General features: G+C 56.2%; 16 protein-coding genes. 4 read left to right on the plus strand and 12 right to left on the minus strand.

The window, feature by feature from the left end:
• Window positions 1–104: 104 nt before the first annotated feature.
• The 7 genes from tatC to rmuC are packed head-to-tail and all read right to left on the minus strand — an operon-like array spanning window position 105 to window position 6,190.
• Entirely contained in the window at window positions 105–851 is a 747-nt protein-coding gene (gene tatC / locus L4174_RS16085) for a Sec-independent protein translocase subunit TatC (RefSeq protein WP_248144628.1), read from the minus strand.
• A gap of 6 nt (window positions 852–857) precedes the next feature.
• On the minus strand, window positions 858–1,286 hold the full coding sequence (gene tatB / locus L4174_RS16090; RefSeq protein ID WP_248144627.1) for a Sec-independent protein translocase protein TatB: 429 nt from the start codon (window positions 1,284–1,286) through the stop codon (window positions 858–860).
• A gap of 3 nt (window positions 1,287–1,289) precedes the next feature.
• The gene (gene tatA, locus L4174_RS16095) at window positions 1,290–1,535 is read right to left on the minus strand and encodes a Sec-independent protein translocase subunit TatA (protein WP_248144626.1); all 246 of its coding nucleotides are present in this window, start codon (window positions 1,533–1,535) and stop codon (window positions 1,290–1,292) included.
• Window positions 1,536–1,590: 55 nt separating this feature from the next.
• The gene (ubiB, locus tag L4174_RS16100) at window positions 1,591–3,228 is read right to left on the minus strand and encodes a ubiquinone biosynthesis regulatory protein kinase UbiB (protein WP_248144625.1); all 1,638 of its coding nucleotides are present in this window, start codon (window positions 3,226–3,228) and stop codon (window positions 1,591–1,593) included.
• Between the two features lie 5 nt (window positions 3,229–3,233).
• Window positions 3,234–3,860 (minus strand): SCP2 domain-containing protein, encoded by a 627-nt coding sequence (locus L4174_RS16105; protein WP_248144624.1) that lies wholly within the window; start codon window positions 3,858–3,860, stop codon window positions 3,234–3,236.
• 7 nt (window positions 3,861–3,867) lie between these two features.
• Window positions 3,868–4,620, minus strand: coding sequence for a bifunctional demethylmenaquinone methyltransferase/2-methoxy-6-polyprenyl-1,4-benzoquinol methylase UbiE (ubiE, locus tag L4174_RS16110; protein ID WP_248144623.1), 753 nt, complete (start codon window positions 4,618–4,620; stop codon window positions 3,868–3,870).
• Window positions 4,621–4,666: 46 nt separating this feature from the next.
• Window positions 4,667–6,190 carry a DNA recombination protein RmuC gene (gene rmuC / locus L4174_RS16115; protein WP_371929412.1) on the minus strand — a complete coding sequence of 508 codons (1,524 nt, stop codon included), beginning with the start codon at window positions 6,188–6,190 and terminating at the stop codon, window positions 4,667–4,669.
• 209 nt (window positions 6,191–6,399) lie between these two features.
• Here rmuC and L4174_RS16120 point away from each other — a divergent pair, with 209 nt between their 5' ends.
• Window positions 6,400–7,308 (plus strand): DMT family transporter, encoded by a 909-nt coding sequence (locus L4174_RS16120; RefSeq protein WP_248144622.1) that lies wholly within the window; start codon window positions 6,400–6,402, stop codon window positions 7,306–7,308.
• Between the two features lie 134 nt (window positions 7,309–7,442).
• On the opposite strand, the gene L4174_RS16125 is transcribed toward L4174_RS16120, so the two are convergent.
• Entirely contained in the window at window positions 7,443–8,645 is a 1,203-nt protein-coding gene (locus tag L4174_RS16125) for a multidrug effflux MFS transporter (RefSeq protein ID WP_248144621.1), read from the minus strand.
• Window positions 8,646–8,766: 121 nt separating this feature from the next.
• On the opposite strand from L4174_RS16125, the gene L4174_RS16130 reads away from it, so the two are divergent.
• The 3 genes from L4174_RS16130 to L4174_RS16140 all read left to right on the plus strand — a co-directional run bounded on the left by L4174_RS16130 (window position 8,767) and on the right by L4174_RS16140 (window position 12,762).
• Window positions 8,767–9,726 carry a LysR substrate-binding domain-containing protein gene (locus tag L4174_RS16130; RefSeq protein WP_248144698.1) on the plus strand — a complete coding sequence of 320 codons (960 nt, stop codon included), beginning with the start codon at window positions 8,767–8,769 and terminating at the stop codon, window positions 9,724–9,726.
• Between the two features lie 123 nt (window positions 9,727–9,849).
• Window positions 9,850–11,637 carry an aminopeptidase P family protein gene (locus tag L4174_RS16135; protein ID WP_248144620.1) on the plus strand — a complete coding sequence of 596 codons (1,788 nt, stop codon included), beginning with the start codon at window positions 9,850–9,852 and terminating at the stop codon, window positions 11,635–11,637.
• 192 nt (window positions 11,638–11,829) lie between these two features.
• Window positions 11,830–12,762, plus strand: a complete 933-nt coding sequence (locus L4174_RS16140; protein ID WP_248144619.1) for a hypothetical protein — start codon at window positions 11,830–11,832, stop codon at window positions 12,760–12,762.
• A 74-nt stretch (window positions 12,763–12,836) separates the two neighbouring features.
• On the opposite strand, the gene thiH is transcribed toward L4174_RS16140, so the two are convergent.
• From thiH to L4174_RS16160, 4 genes are read right to left on the minus strand one after another with little or no spacing between them, the layout of a single operon-like run.
• Window positions 12,837–13,949: a 2-iminoacetate synthase ThiH gene (thiH, locus tag L4174_RS16145; protein WP_248144618.1), complete on the minus strand. Its 1,113-nt coding sequence runs from the start codon at window positions 13,947–13,949 to the stop codon at window positions 12,837–12,839.
• Between the two features lie 9 nt (window positions 13,950–13,958).
• The gene (locus L4174_RS16150) at window positions 13,959–14,729 is read right to left on the minus strand and encodes a thiazole synthase (RefSeq protein ID WP_248144617.1); all 771 of its coding nucleotides are present in this window, start codon (window positions 14,727–14,729) and stop codon (window positions 13,959–13,961) included.
• A gap of 1 nt (window position 14,730) precedes the next feature.
• Entirely contained in the window at window positions 14,731–14,940 is a 210-nt protein-coding gene (gene thiS / locus L4174_RS16155) for a sulfur carrier protein ThiS (RefSeq protein ID WP_248144616.1), read from the minus strand.
• Window positions 14,937–15,695 (minus strand): HesA/MoeB/ThiF family protein, encoded by a 759-nt coding sequence (locus L4174_RS16160; protein WP_248144615.1) that lies wholly within the window; start codon window positions 15,693–15,695, stop codon window positions 14,937–14,939. Before L4174_RS16160 ends, thiS begins: the two co-directional genes overlap by 4 nt.
• Window positions 15,696–15,697: the final 2 nt, after the last annotated feature.

Consider the following 15,697-nt stretch of genomic DNA (forward strand, 5'->3'; position numbering starts at 1 on the left):
GCGTCATTGTACACGCCACATTCAGACAAATAAAAACTGACCTTGGCACACAGCACAAACAAAAACAGCCGCACAAAGGCGGCTGTCAGTCTCAGCGTTCAGACTCAGTCTTCTGCGGATCCATCGTCATCTGCACGTACATAGAAGCGGGAGAAGAACAGTCCGACTTCAAACAGCAGACACATCGGCACAGCCAGCAAGGTCTGCGAGATGATATCCGGCGGTGTCAGCAGCATGCCGACCACGAAGGCTGCCACGATGATATAAGGACGTTTCTGGCGCAGGCTCTCCGGGTCAGTCGCCCCAGTCCAGCACAGCAGAATAATGGCCACCGGGATCTCAAACGCGATGCCGAATGCCAGAAACAGTGCCAGAACAAAATCGAGATAGCTGGCAATATCCGTCGCGACCTGGACCCCTTCCGGGGCGATGCTGGTGAAAAAACCAAACACCAGCGGGAACACTACAAAATAGGCGAAGGCAACACCGCAGTAGAACAGCAGCGAACTGGAAAACAGCAGCGGCATCACCAGGCGGCGTTCATGCTTGTACAATCCCGGTGCCACAAAGGCCCAGACCTGATACAAAATAAAAGGCACAGCCAGAAACACCGAGGTCACCAGCGTCAGCTTGATCGGGGTAAAGAACGGCGATGCCACATCGGTGGCAATCATGCTGGTGCCTTCCGGCAGCCGCTCAACCAGCGGAGCTGCCAGCAGACTGTAAATGTCATTGGCAAACCACACCAGGCAGAGAAAGACCACCAGGACACTCAAGATAGAACGGAGCAGCCGGTTCCGCAATTCCAGCAAATGACTGAACAAAGGCTGGGTCTCTTCCACACTCGACATGAAGCGTTATTTATCCTGTTGTTGCGAAAATGATGACGGCTTGGCAGGCATCTCATCCGGATGAGTCTCTGCCTGCGGATGCACTTCTTCCGTTGCCGGTTGCTCTGGCTTGATTGAAGGTTCAGATTTGACAGGCTCAGGTTTGGCATAAGGACGCTGCACTGAGGCCGCTGCCTCTTTCAGTTCCTCAACCGATTTTTGCAGATCCGGGGCCAGATCCTGCATCCCCGCCTGCTCGGCCTTTTTCAGGTCCTGATGCAGCTCGTGAATCTTCAGTTCCTGAGACAGCTCAGTCTTCACCGCAGTGGCCATATTTCTGGCAGCATTAACCCAGCGCGAGACCGAGCGAATCGCAACCGGCAGCCGTTCCGGCCCCAGCACTACCAGGCCGACCACGGCAATCAGAATCAGCTCCCAGAACCCGATATCAAACACGTGTTAAACCTGCTCTTTATCTTTCTGGTCTTTCTGCGGCTCTGCGGCATCTTTCTTATCCGCCAGCGACTTCTGCTCAAAGTCTGCATCCGCTTTGTTTTTGCTCTCTTCCTCATCGCTCATGGCTTTCTTGAAGCCTTTCACCGCTGAGCCCAAGTCACCGCCGATTGAACGCAACTTCTTGGTTCCGAATAACAGCACAATAATCAGGGCAACGATTAGCAGTTGCCAGATACTGATTCCACCCATGTTTACCTTTCCTCAATTCATCGTTAAAGCCATGGCACCTTGCGTGACACAGCGGTTATTTGGTGTAAGCCCGCCAACCCATCAGCCAGAAGATCCCCCCAGCTGTTGCTGATATGGCCGGATAAATATCCACCTGGTTACCAAAAAGTATGGCAGAACATATAATCAGGGTCGCGCCAACGCCAAAACAAAACCTTGCCTGGCCCTGCTGACGACGGCTGGACATAAAGTTGTCATACAGCATATCAATCCGCTGATTCATTACTTTGCCCTGGCGCAAACTGTCATAAAGCAATTCAGGCAGTTCAGGTAATTTTTCAGCCCAGAACGGCGCCTTCTCCCGCACCGCAGCAATGATGGCCTGCGGCCCGACCTGACGCGACATCCAGTCTTCCAGAAACGGTTTGGCGGTATCCCACAGATCCAGCTGCGGATACAGCTGACGGCCCAGCCCTTCAACATAGAGCAGGGTTTTCTGCAGCAGCACCAGCTGCGGCTGAACTTCCATATTGAAGCGACGTGCGGTATTGAAAAGGTTCAGCAGCACATGGCCAAACGAAATATCTGCCAGCGGTTTCTCGAAGATCGGCTCGCACACCGTGCGAATCGCAAATTCAAACTCATCGACATTGGTATCATGCGGCACCCAGCCCGAGTCGACGTGCAGCTCGGCCACCTTGCGGTAATCCCGGTGAAAGAACGCCAGCAGGTTTTCTGCCAGATAGCGCTTATCTTCCCGGTTCAGCGTCCCCACGATGCCAAAATCCAGCGCAATCCACTGCGGGTCGGCCGGATTCTTATACGAGACAAAAATATTCCCCGGATGCATGTCCGCATGGAAAAAACTGTCACGGAAAACCTGAGTAAAGAATACATTCACCGCTTTTTCCGACAGCAGCTTCATGTCTGTGCCGTTGGCTTTCAGCGCCTCAATGTCAGAGACCTGAATACCATAAATACGTTCCATGACAAGAAGATGACTGCTGGCGTAATCGGTAAACACTTCAGGCACATAGAGTGAATCACTGCCTTCAAAGTTCCGGCGCAGCTGAATCGCATTGGCCGCCTCACGCATCAGGTCCAGTTCATCGATCAGCGTCTTTTCATACTCCCGGATCACTTCGACCGGGCGCAGACGTCGGGCTTCCGGCACAAAACGCGCCACCAGCCGGGCCATCCGGTACATGAGACGGATATCGGCCTGAATCACCGGCAGGATATCCGGACGGATCACCTTCAGGACCACTTCGCGGCCATTTTCTTTCAGCGTCGCAGTATGCACCTGTGCAATCGAAGCCGAGGCCAGTGGTGTCTGGTCAAAATCGGCAAACCAGCGATCCAGCGGACCGCCCAGTGCTTTTTCGATCTGCTGGCGGGCCAGCGCACCGTCAAACGGAGCCACCCTGTCCTGCAGCATCGCCAGCTGGTCGGCAATATGCGGCGGGAAGAGATCGCGCCGGGTCGACATCATCTGGCCGAACTTGATCCAGACCGGCCCCAGCGCCTGTAAGGCCAGACGCAGACGCTCGCCCAGCGGCTTGTCCGGATGCTGGTTGCGGATCCAGAACAGGCTTTTTCGCATCAGTTTCGGCAGCCGGGTCCGGGGATCGTCCGGCAGCAGGTCATCCAGCCCGTAACGCAGCTGGACGGCAGTAATTTGGTATAGGCGCTTAATTTCGGAAAAACGACTCATGATTCTCAGGCAGCAGGAGTGGGTTGCGCCAGCCGATCAGCCAGCTTATTGATTCGGGCTTCCAGCCGGGCCAGCTGAGACGCGGCATCATCCACCTGATCGGCGAAATGGGCAATCTCGAGCGCCGGTGGTGCCAGACGCCACTCTTCGGTGATTACCTCCGCCAGATCGCGGCTGCGTTCTCCGGCATGATGGCGCAGCCCGGTCAGCTTCTGCTTCACACCGCTTACCACCGTATGGGCGACCACATCGCCGGTATAGCGGGACAAGCGTTCGGCCACATCCGGTTTCAGGCCGCTCAGCAACGCAGAGAACTGCTGGGCCAGCTGGATATCCCCATCCAGCGCCAGCTTGTCCGCTTTGATCAGCTGGGTCAGGTTGGCCTGCTCGCGCAGCTCCGGCAACGCCGTCAGGCTCAGTGCCAACTGGCAGTCGGCCTCGCCTTCGTAGGCTGCCAGCACATCAATCTGCTGGCTGAACACAAAATACAGACGTTTGCCGAACTCGTTTATCTGCACACTGATCACCTTGCCGCGCAGACGGGCCAGACGTCGCTGACTGGCCTCCTCGTCTTTGAGCAGGGTATTCAGAGCCGTTTCCACCACACCGGTGAGGAGCACATCAACTGGCATCCGGACCTCAGAACTTATAGCCGCGGTGCAGCGCAACGATGCCGCCGGTCAGGTTATGGTAGCTGGTCTGCTCAAAACCGGCGTCCTGCATCATACCTTCCAGCGTGGCCTGATCCGGATGCATCCGGATGGACTCGGCCAGATAGCGGTAACTGTCGGCATCACCGACCACCATCTCACCCACGCGAGGCAGAATGTGGAACGAATAAGCATCATAGATTTTCGATAACGGCTCGAGCACCGGCTTGGAGAATTCCAGCACCAGCAGACGACCGCCTGGTTTCAGCACCCGGAACATGGAACGCAGCGCTTTGTCTTTGTCGGTGACGTTCCGCAGACAGAAACTGATGGTGATACAGTCGAAATAGTTATCCGGGAACGGCAGCTCTTCAGCGTTGGCCTGAACATAAGCCACATTCCCGACAATTCCGCGGTCACGCAGTTTACTGCGACCGACTTTCAGCATGGAATTGTTGATATCAGCCAGAACCACCTGACCTTCCTCACCTACCATGCGGGAGAATTTCGCGGCCAGATCCCCGGTACCACCGCCCAGATCCAGCACGTGCTGACCACGACGTACACCGCTGCAGTCGATCGTGAAACGCTTCCACAGACGATGAATGCCCATCGACATCAGGTCGTTCATCAGATCGTACTTGTCAGCTACAGAGTGAAACACTTCCGCGACCAGCTGCGCTTTCTCTTCTTTGGCGACCTTACGGTAACCAAAATCAGTGGTTTGTGTGGGTTCAGTCATGCTCGTTCCATCAATTTTGATTTATGGGCGTAGTTTACTTGATGCATCATGGTGTGTCATTCACCGTCTCGGTGAGGACGTGAACAGCCTCACTGTCGCGCAGCGCCTGTTCAGTCAGGGCGACCGGTAAATCCCGCTTCACTTCAACCCCCAGCTGCCTGAAGCTCTCCGCCTGCCGGATAATATTGCCCCGCCCGGTCGCCAGCTTGTTCATCGCACCCTGATAGCTCTGGCTGGCCTTGTCCAGCGCATGGCCGACGTTGTCCATGTCGGCGACGAACAGCCGCAGCTTGTCATAGAGCTTGCTGGCGCGATCCGCAATTTGCTTGGCATTCTGATTTTGCCTTTCGTTCCGCCACAGGTTATTGATGGTGCGCAAAGCCACCAGCAAAGTTGTCGGGCTGACCAGCATGATATTGCTGTCCATGGCATCCCGGATCAGTGACGGGTCGGCTTCCACGGCGGTCTGAAACGCGGGCTCAACCGGAATAAACATCAGCACATAATCCAGGCTGCGCACGCCTTCCAGCTGATGATAATCCTTGCGACTCAGACCGCGGATATGGCCACGCAGCGAAGTCAGGTGATCGCTGAGTGCCTGATCCCGTTCGGCCTGCGTCTCGGCATGGAAATAACGCTCATAGGCGACCAATGACATTTTGGCATCGATCACCACATCTTTGTCCTGCGGCAGATGCACCACAACGTCAGGCTGATAGCGCTTGCCGCTGTGATCTTCCAGATTCACCTGAGTCTGATACTCGTGTCCCTCGCGCAGACCGGACTCGCTCAGCACCCGTGCCAGTACCACTTCGCCCCAGTTGCCCTGGGCTTTGTTGTCTCCTTTCAGGGCCTGGGTCAGATTTACTGCCTCACGCGCCATCTGCTCATTGAGCTGTTTCAGGCTGTTGATCTCGTGAACCAGCGTATGCCGCTCACGGGCCTCATGGCTGAAGCTGTCGTGAATCTGTTTACGAAATCCCTCCAGCTGTTCCTTGAGCGGGCTGAGCAGGCCATCCAGACTGAGTTTGTTCTGCTCGTCCACACTGCGGCTTTTGTGCTCGAACAACCGGTTAGCCAGACTTTCAAACTGCTGCTGAAGCCGGGTTTCGGCATTTTCCAGCAGGGTGATTTTCTCCTGAGCCGATTTCTGCTCTTCCCGGTAACGGGTCTGCAACTCACGCAGATCTGCCGCCAGTACGGATTCAGCCTGACGAGAGGCTTCCAGCCGCTCCGTCAGTTTCAGATGCTCCTGACGCAGCGTTTCCAGATAGCGCAGCTTCTCCACCGCCGCGGCCAGCCGGGCGTGCATCTGGCGCAGTTCGTTGCTGAGCCGGTCACGTTCGACATCCAGCGTATCCAGCTCCTGCTGCTGTTCCGCCAGTTCGTGGCGCAGTTGCTGCTCCTGCTGACGGGCCAGCCGAGTTTCGGACTCTAACTGCCGCTGCCAAATCTCTGCCTGCTGACGCAGTCGGCCCTGAAACCACAGGGCGGTCGCACTGCCTGCCACCACCGCACCGGTGATCGCAGCGGCCAGCCACTGGCCGTTCTCACTGAACCATTCCCCCATCATTGCACTGTTTCCTGCATGTTTTTGTATTCTTAGGATAAGGCTAAAAAGATACTGGATAAATGTCCAGATATTGTCATCACGGAAAGCGGGCTCTGGCGGAATCCTGTGCTGGCTGACTAAGCGCAAATGGCATAAACTGACAGTTTTTACGGCAGGCTGTCGTCAGTCCTGCCTGTCAGTTCCCGTCCAGCAGCAGGAAGCGCAGTATGCAGGAAAAGAAAGCGATCGGGTTCGGTCTCGCCGCCGTACTCTTATGGTCCACCGTCGCCACCGCCTTCAAAATCACCCTCAACTATTTTTCGCCGATCCAGATGGTGGCGGCCGCGAGCGCCGTCTCAGCGATCACCCTGATTACCATCGCCGGTTATCAGGGCAAGCTCAGTCAGTTACTGCCGACTCTGAAAGCCAAGCCGCTTTATTACCTGATGCTCGGGCTAATCAATCCCTGTATCTATTATCTGGTGCTGTTTCAGTCCTATGCGCTGCTCCCGGCCTCGCAGGCGCAGCCACTCAACTACAGCTGGGCCATCACCCTGACCCTGATGGCGGCACTGTTTCTGGGCCAGAAAATCCGCCCGCAGGACTGGGTCGCCTGTCTGTTTGGCTATCTTGGTGTGGTAGTGATTGCGACCAAAGGCGATCTGATGGCGTTGCAGTTCGACAGCCCGCTCGGGGTGGCTCTGGCACTGCTGTCGACCCTGCTGTGGGCCCTGTTCTGGATTCTGAATACTAAAAATCAGGCCGACCCCGTGGTCAGTGTCTTGCTGGGTTTCCTGCTGTCACTACCATTTTCTATCGGTCTGAGTCTGTATACCGGTGGCTGGCAGCCCATTCCCTGGCAGGGCTGGATGGCCGTCAGTTATGTCGGACTGTTCGAAATGGGGATCACCTTCGTGCTCTGGCTGAATGCGATGAAGCTGACCCGCAACACGGCCAGACTGAGCAACCTGATCTTCCTGTCACCCTTTATCTCGCTGATGCTGCTGGCGACCATCATCGGGGAAACAATTCATCCGGCGACCCTGATCGGTCTGGTGATGATTATTCTTGGCCTGCTGATCCAGCAATGGCGCGGCAAAGCGAAGCAGAAAGACGTCAGTACTTCCTGCTCCTGAGCCATCAGGCAAAAAAAAGCCTGTCACGTCAGTGACAGGCCAAGCGAGAGTTAAAAGGGTTGTCGAGACCCAGCGCCTTTTTCTGGCGTCTAGTTATATGCCAAACCAGTTCAATACAAAATTAGTTGTCAGGATTAATCCTGAGTCGGAGCCGGATGCCACTGGCGGCCACGGCGGGACAGCAAGATCAGCAGTCCCGGCAGCAACAGCAGCATCTGGAAGGTCATCAGCAGCGGTGGTGCCAGATCCAGTCGCTGAGTCAGACTGACCATCAGCCCGGCGCCGCTCATCTGGAACAGGCCCAGCATCGCAGCCGCGGTTCCCGCCCGGTCACCGAACGGCGCCAGTGCTTTCCCGGCTGCAGAGCCCAACACAAACGCAAATCCGAATGAGCTCATAAAGATCGGCAGCATAAAGGCCCATGCGGTCGCGATATCTTTCAGAATCAGCATCATACCGCCCGAAAGCGTCAGCATGGCCAGACCAGACATCAGGGTGCGGCGTGAGCCCATCTTATCCATACACTTCGGCGCGACCATGCAGGCAATTATATTGAGGACGGCATTGATGCCGAACCAGAACGTAAACTGCCCCATATCCAGTCCCAGATGAACCATCAGCCACATCGGTGCGGACGTCACATAAGCCAGGATCACAGCCATCGCCAGCATCGACATCGACGCATGGAACACAAATACCGGCTCGCGCAGCACCGAGAAATAACGCGACGGGCTGAACATCGCACCGCTGACAAAGGTATCCGCCGGGCGGGTCTCCCGGAAAAACGTGGTCAGCAGGCCACCAGCCACCAGCGCGAAACCCGCCATGAAGCTGAAGTTGGCACGCCAGCCAAATTCGTGGGTCAGCCAGGAGCCCAGCAGCGGGGCCAGTGCCGGAATAAAGCAGATGGCACCATTGAGATAGCTGATCATCCGGCCGCTGCGCTCAGGGCCGAAGCTGTCACGGACTGCGGCAAAGGCAGCCACCGAAGTCGCACAGGCGCCGAACCCCTGCAGGAATCGGGCAAGCAGCATAATATCCAGCGACTGCGCCACATAGGCCAGGGTCGAACTCATCGCGTAAAGCGCCACCCCGGCCAACGCAATCGGACGACGGCCGAAGCGGTCAGCCAGCGGACCGGCAAAGACCTGTCCCAGCCCCAGACTGAACATAAACCAGGTCACCGTATCCTGGACCAGTGTCGGGTCGACAGCAAAACTGTCCGCCATGGCCGGTAAGGCTGGCAGATAAATATCGATGGCCAGCGGGCTGAACAGCACCAGCAGGACCATCAGTGCCACAATGCGGCGGTTCGACAAAGATGTTTCAGGCTTCATTCACTCGGTTTCCTATCAAAAGACGGTGCCAGTCTACGAGGTTCGTGATATGAATTAAAATGGTTTATATTCACGGTGAAATTTCCACTCAGGAATATCTCAGCAACATGACGGATGAATGATGACAGTTGATAAACTGACCCGGCTGGACCTCAATCTTTTGGTCTGCCTGCATGTGTTACTCCAGGAGTGCAGCGTCACCCGCGCCGCAAACCGCTTATGTCTGAGCCAGTCTGCGGTCAGCAAAAGCCTGGCCCGGCTGCGCGAGCAGTTCGACGATACCCTGTTTGTCCGCAGTGCCCACGGACTGCAGCCGACTCCGCGTGCCCGGGCACTGCAACCCGTACTGGAAAAACTGCTGCAGGACATCGAAAACCTGACCGCACCGGCAGAGTTCGTCCCGCAAAACAGTGACCGCCATTTCAAAATGTCTCTGGTGGAAAGTGCCTATCCGCTGCTGATGCCGCGCTTTCTGGGTGACATTTTCAGTCAGGGACCCAACATCCTGCTGGATACCCATGCCTGGGAGCCGGATACTTTTGACAAGATGCTGCGTGGTGAGATTGACTTCGGGATCACCGGGAAAGATCTCAACCCGCTGGACGCCCAGCTCACCCTGATGCCGCCGAAAGGCGTACTGTTCCAGGAATTGCACCGCGATACCCAGCGCTGCATTGTCCGGCCGGGTCATCCGGTGCTGGCACTATATGAGGACGGTCAGTGGAATCAGGATCACTACCTCCGCCAGCGGCACATTCAGGTGCGTTGCGGCCGGGATGACCGCTGGCTGCTGGACTACAAACTGGCAGAGCAGGGCCTGCAACGCGATATCGCGATGTTTGTGCCAGACTTTAATAGCGCCGCCAGTTTATGTACCCATACCGATCTGGTCTTCACCGCGCCCAGCCATTTCGCCAACTATGTCGCGGCCCAGCTCGACCTGATCGTGCTGCCTTTACCGACAGCACTTCCTGCTATGGCTTACACCCTTTTCTGGCCGCAACACCAGGAAAATGACCCGGGGCACAGATGGTTAAGGCAGATCATCATCAACGGATGCCGTGAATTGTCTACCGGTTAATTGCAGGCTATTCACAAAAACGCTACCTTTAGCGGATCGGCCTGCTGCCGTCGTCAGGGTGACTGAGGGGCAGGTTTGGCTCATCCGTTCGAGGATGACATCAACAGAAAGGAATATTGACAGATGCAATCAGTGATTTCACAACGCGTGGCACAGATCCGCCAGTGGCTGGAAGCAGAACAGCTTGATGCCCTGGTGATCCCGCATGAAGACGAATACCTGGGTGAATACATCCCTGAACATAACGAGCGCCTGCTGTGGGCAACCGGCTTCACCGGTTCGGCCGGGGCCGCTGTTATCGGCCGCGACAAGGCAGCGATGTTTGTGGATGGCCGCTATGTCGTCCAGGTTCGTAAACAAGTGCCGGGCGACGTGTTTGAATACCGTCATCTGATCGAAGAACCGCCAATGCAGTGGGTGGCAGACCACTTTGCTGCCGGCAGCAAAATTGCCGTCGACCCGCGCCTGCACAGCGGCGCCTGGCTGAAACGTACCCAGCAGTCGCTGGACAGCAGCCTGGAGCTGGTGCTGCTGAACACCAACCCGATTGATACCCTGTGGCAGGACCGCCCGGCGCCGACGCTGTCTGATGCCAGACTGATGGGGCTGGATTTTGTCGGCCAGCACAGCAGCGACAAACGCGCGAACATTGCCGCCAGCCTGCAAAAACAAAAAGCCGATGCCGTCCTGCTCACCCAGCTCGACAGCATTGCCTGGCTGCTGAACATCCGCGGCAGCGACGTGCAGTGCCTGCCGGTCCTGCTGTCGACCGCTATCCTGCACAATGACGGCAGCGTCGATTTCTTTATTGATGAATCCCGTCTGCCTGCTGAGTTTGCAGCGCATGTGGGTGAAGGTGTCCGCATTCAGGCGCCGGAAACCCTGGAACACCGCCTGAAAGCCCTGAACGGCAAGCACGTGCTGCTTGACCCGGCCACCAGCAATGCCTGGGCCGGACAGACCCTGCGTGACGCCGGTGCTGTGATCCTTGAAGGTGCCGATCCGTGCATGCTGCCGAAAGCGGCCAAAAACCCGACCGAAGTGGCTGGCATGAAAGCCAGTCATATCCGTGATGGCGTGGCGGTGTCCAAATTCCTGGCCTGGGTTGACCGTCAGGTCGCAGCCAGCAATCTGCTGGACGAAGCCACGCTGGCCGATCAGCTGTGGCAGTTCCGGATTGAAGATCCAAGCTGCACCGATGTCAGCTTTGACACCATTTCCGCAGCCGGTGGCAACGCTGCCATGTGTCACTACAACCACAACAACCAGCCGGAACCGGGCGTCCTGCAAATGGACAACGTCTATCTGGTAGATTCAGGCGGTCAGTACCCGGACGGCACCACCGACATCACCCGCACCATCGCAGTCGGTAATCCGGGCGATGAAGTGAAACAAACCTTCACGCTGGTGCTGAAAGGTCACATTGCCCTGGCCAGTGCCCGTTTCCCGCGCGGCACGACAGGCTCACAGCTGGATGCTCTGGCACGTCAGCACCTGTGGGCACACGGTTTTGATTTCGACCACGGTACAGGCCATGGCGTCGGCCATTTCCTGAACGTACATGAAGGCCCGCAACGGATTTCGAAAGTCCCGAATCCAACCGCGCTGCTGCCGGGAATGGTGCTGTCGAATGAGCCGGGTTATTACCGTGCCGACGCCTTCGGCATCCGGATTGAAAACCTGGAGCTGGTTGTGGAAGTCCCAACCGAAGGGGATATGACCGTACTCGGTTTCGAATCGCTGACCCGTGCCCCGATTGATCGCCGTCTGGTGGATCTCAGCCTGATGACTGACAGCGAGCTGGCGTGGCTGAACACTTACCACCAAACCGTCTTCGACGTCATCAGCCCGTCCCTGCAGGGCGAGAATCTAACGTGGCTGAAACAGGCAACTGCGCCGCTCAGCCGCTAAAAACATCCCTGATTTACCTCCCAAAAGTCCGGTCAGTACGCCGGACTTTTTTCTGCCTGCCAGCCGGAGCACAACGGTCATGTATCTCCGTGACCCAGCACAAAACTGTCCCTATTGACTGTTTTCACATCTGATGAATATCGCTAGCATGCCTGATGAAACAATAATCAATTATATTCATAAGGTTATATCATGAAAAAACAACTGCTTCTGTCACTTCCTTTTTTGTCTTTTGCCGCTCTGGCCAACACCAATCCACATTTAGAAACCTACAAACAGTCCGTAAATCAGACGATTTATAAAGGCCAGCGGGTGAACATTCCGGTCAAATTCAACCTGCCTGCCGACCGCCACCATCTGGTCACACTGGGATATGATAATAATCAGCCCAATGCCATGGACTGTAAGATCGAAATTTACAACGGTGCGAACCAGCGCCTGCATAATCTGGACTGCCGTGCGGGCTGGGGAGAGCACAAATTCGCCACCCCGATCGTGTACTGGCAGGACAATTACCGTGCGGTGATCTCTGTGTACAACGCCGACTTTACCAAACCCAGCCAGCGCTTTGACGGGAATTTCCGGTTTAACTACGGCGAAAGCACGAGCATCGATAACGACCATCTGCCAACCTGGTGGAAAAAAACTTATGAGGTGGTCGGGCTCGATGCCAATACCGATTACGACGGCGATGGCTTCAGCCTGATTCAGGAGTATTTCGGCAACAGTAAACCGAACGATGCCACCAGCTACCCGGATCACGATCCTGTGATTGATTTTGATGAGCAAATCTCTGCCGGTACCTCACTCTATGCCAGCTTTGGGACGCCAGTGACCAAATGGGTGGAAATTACGCCGTACAACAACAAGAAAGTGAAATCGCTGGAACTGGTTGTCAACACAACCGCCAATGCCCGTAATCAGTCTGTGGTTGCGTTCATCTATAACGAAAATAACGAACGGGTTTATCCGAGCTACCTGAAATACCCTTCAGGCACACTCTCTGTCTCTTTTGATGAACCGGTCGATGTTCAGAAACTGAAAATTGAGCTGACAGCCAGACATTATTCATCCAACATCAATGCCCGTTACGACGCCAAGGTCAACGCCGTCTTTACGGAATAATTGTTTCATCTCATCAAAAAGGGCTGATGGTTTTCATCAGCCCTTTCATTTTCTCTGCAGCTTACGCTAAGCAATCAGCCGGAATAAGCCGGGTGCCAGTCTTTCCAGACGACCTCAAAACCGTGCTGTTTCACCGCCTGCGCCACGTCACTGACCGCCCGCTCATCGCTGATCGCAAACTGCTCCAGCTCCGGCTCGTTATCGGCATAACCTCCCGGTTGCGTTTTGGATCCTGCCGACATGCTGGTGATCCCCAGCGGCAACACATTGTCGCGAAAATGCGGGGATTCCCGGGTCGACATGGACAGCTCAACCTCACTGTTGAACAGCCGGTATGCGCAGATCAGCTGCACCAGCTGGCGGTCACTCATCACAGATTTTGGCTCTAATCCGCCCGTACACGGACGCAGTCGCGGAAACGAAATTGAATAACGGGTCTGCCAGTAAGTCCGCTCCAGATAATCCAGATGGCTGGCGACAAAAAAACAGTCAGTCCGCCATTCTTCCAGACCAATCAGTGCGCCGATGCCGATTTTATCAATGCCGGCCCGCGCCAGTCGGTCCGGGGTTTCCAGCCGGTACAAAAAGTCCATCTTATTGCCACGTAAATGATGCTGGGCATAAGTCGGTGCACTGTAGGTTTCCTGATAAACCATCACCGCATCCAGCCCCAGCGTTTTCAGCTCGGCATACTCCGCCTGATCCAGCGGCTGGACTTCCATCGACAGATAACTGAAGTGACGCTTGATTGCCGGAACACTCTGACGGAAATAATCCATCCCGACCTTACGTTCGTGCTCACCGGTGACCAGCAGCACGTTATCGAAATTCAGCGCTTTGATCGCCGCACATTCACGCTCAATCTCGTCCAGCGTCAGTGTCCTTCGCTTGATCTTGTTCTCCATGGTAAAGCCGCAGTAAGTGCAGCTGTTGGCACAGAGATTCGACAGATACAAAGGCACGTAAAATCCGATCGTCCGGCCAAAACGCTGCCGCGTCAGAGCCGCCGACTGCTGTGCCATTTGCTCCAGATAAGCCTCGGCAGCCGGGGAAATCAAGGCTTTAAAGTCTTCGAGATCCCGCTTGCGTTTGCTGAGTGCACGCTCAACATCCGCCGCCGTTTTACTGTAAATCGACAGCCGGACACCATCCCAGTCCAGCTGACGCCAGACATCCGCATAACTCATGCCGCCTCCTTAAATGCTGGCATCCAGAAACGCCGTCAGCGGGCTGGATGCAACAGCCTGGCTGACTGTCCCGGCCAGACCGGCTTCATAAGCCATCCGTCCGCTTTCGACCGCCAGTCTGAATGCCCGGCCCATGGCCACCGGATCAGCCGCCGCAGCAATCGCGGTATTGACCAGCACCGCATCCGCGCCCCGCTCCATGGCTTCCGCCGCATGAGACGGCGCGCCAATCCCGGCATCCACAATCACCGGCACCCGTGCCTGATCGATAATGATGTCGAGGAAATCCCGTGAGGCCAGCCCTTTATTGGAGCCAATCGGCGCACCCAGCGGCATGACCGCCGCGCAACCGACTTCTTCCAGCCGCTTACAGAGCACCGGGTCGGCATGACAGTAAGGCAGCACAATAAAGCCCTGTTTGACCAGCGCTTCTGCGGCAATCAGCGTTTCAATCGGATCCGGCATTAAATATTTCGGATCCGGGTGAATTTCCAGTTTCAGCCAGTGAGTGCCCAGCGCTTCACGGGCCAGCTGCGCGGCAAAGATCGCTTCCTTCGCATTTTTCGCGCCGGAGGTATTCGGCAGCAGGTTCACCCCGGCGGCACGCAGCGGCGCCAGGATGTCATCGTCCCGGTTTTCAATGTCGACCCGTTTGAGTGCCATGGTCACCAGTTCCGAACCGGAAGCCAGAATGGACTGCGCCATCACATCCCGGCCGGCATACTTGCCAGTACCGGTAAACAGACGGGATGAAAACGTTTTATCAGCAATCGTCAGCATCTCAGCCTCCTGCAATAGCTTGAAACAGGGCGATCGCGTCGCCATCGCTGAGCACGGTGTCTCCCCAGCAATCACGACTGACAATCGACTGATTGAGCGCCACTGCGGTGGCATCCAGCGGCATTGCCAGTTGCTCCAGCAGCGCTCGTAGCGAGGTTTCTGCCGCCAGCTGCATGGCTTTATCGTTCACCTGAACGTTAATCATGGTCATAAAGATTCCTTACTGCATACAGAGCATTGCGGGTTCACGGGCAGAGCAAACTGCTGCCATTGCAGGGTGAGGCCGTCAAACTGGCGGAACTGACCCTTGCCAGATTCGCCACTGCCGGTGATCGCCTTGATAGCCTGCAAGGCCTGGAAGGTCCCCATGATCCCGACGACGGGACCGGCAATCCCGGACTCGCTGCAATTTTGCGGTGCCTGCATGTCACCGTGCGGAAACAGGCAGTGATAGCAAGGCCCCTGCTGCGCCCGGAAATCAAAGTTCATCAGTTGCCCCTGCCAGCGGATCGCCGCCCCGGAGATTAGCTGCTTGCCGTGTTCGAAACAGGCCTGATTGATGGCATGGCGGCTGGCAAAATTGTCGGTGCAATCGAGCACCACATCCGCAAGGCTGATTTCCATCGCCAGCTGTAACTTAGCCAGATTGGCGGTCACGGCCCGGGCCCGGATGTGCGGATTGAGTGCCTTCACCTGCGCGACTGCGGCCTGAGCCTTGCTCTCGCCCTGATTGTCATCGCGGTAGATGATCTGGCGTTGCAGGTTGGAACGCTCCACCCGATCGCCGTCCGCAATCACCAGACTGCCCACACCGGCACCGGCCAGATACAACGCCGCGGGCGCTCCCAGACCACCGGCACCGATGATCAGCACCTTGGCCTGTTGCAGGGCCAGCTGACCCTGCTCACCAATTTCCGGCAACTGCACCTGACGGTGATAGCGTAAAAAAGATTCGTCAGTCAGCATGG

It is taken from the genome of Photobacterium sp. CCB-ST2H9 (genome assembly GCF_023151555.2).
GTDB lineage: Bacteria > Pseudomonadota > Gammaproteobacteria > Enterobacterales > Vibrionaceae > Photobacterium.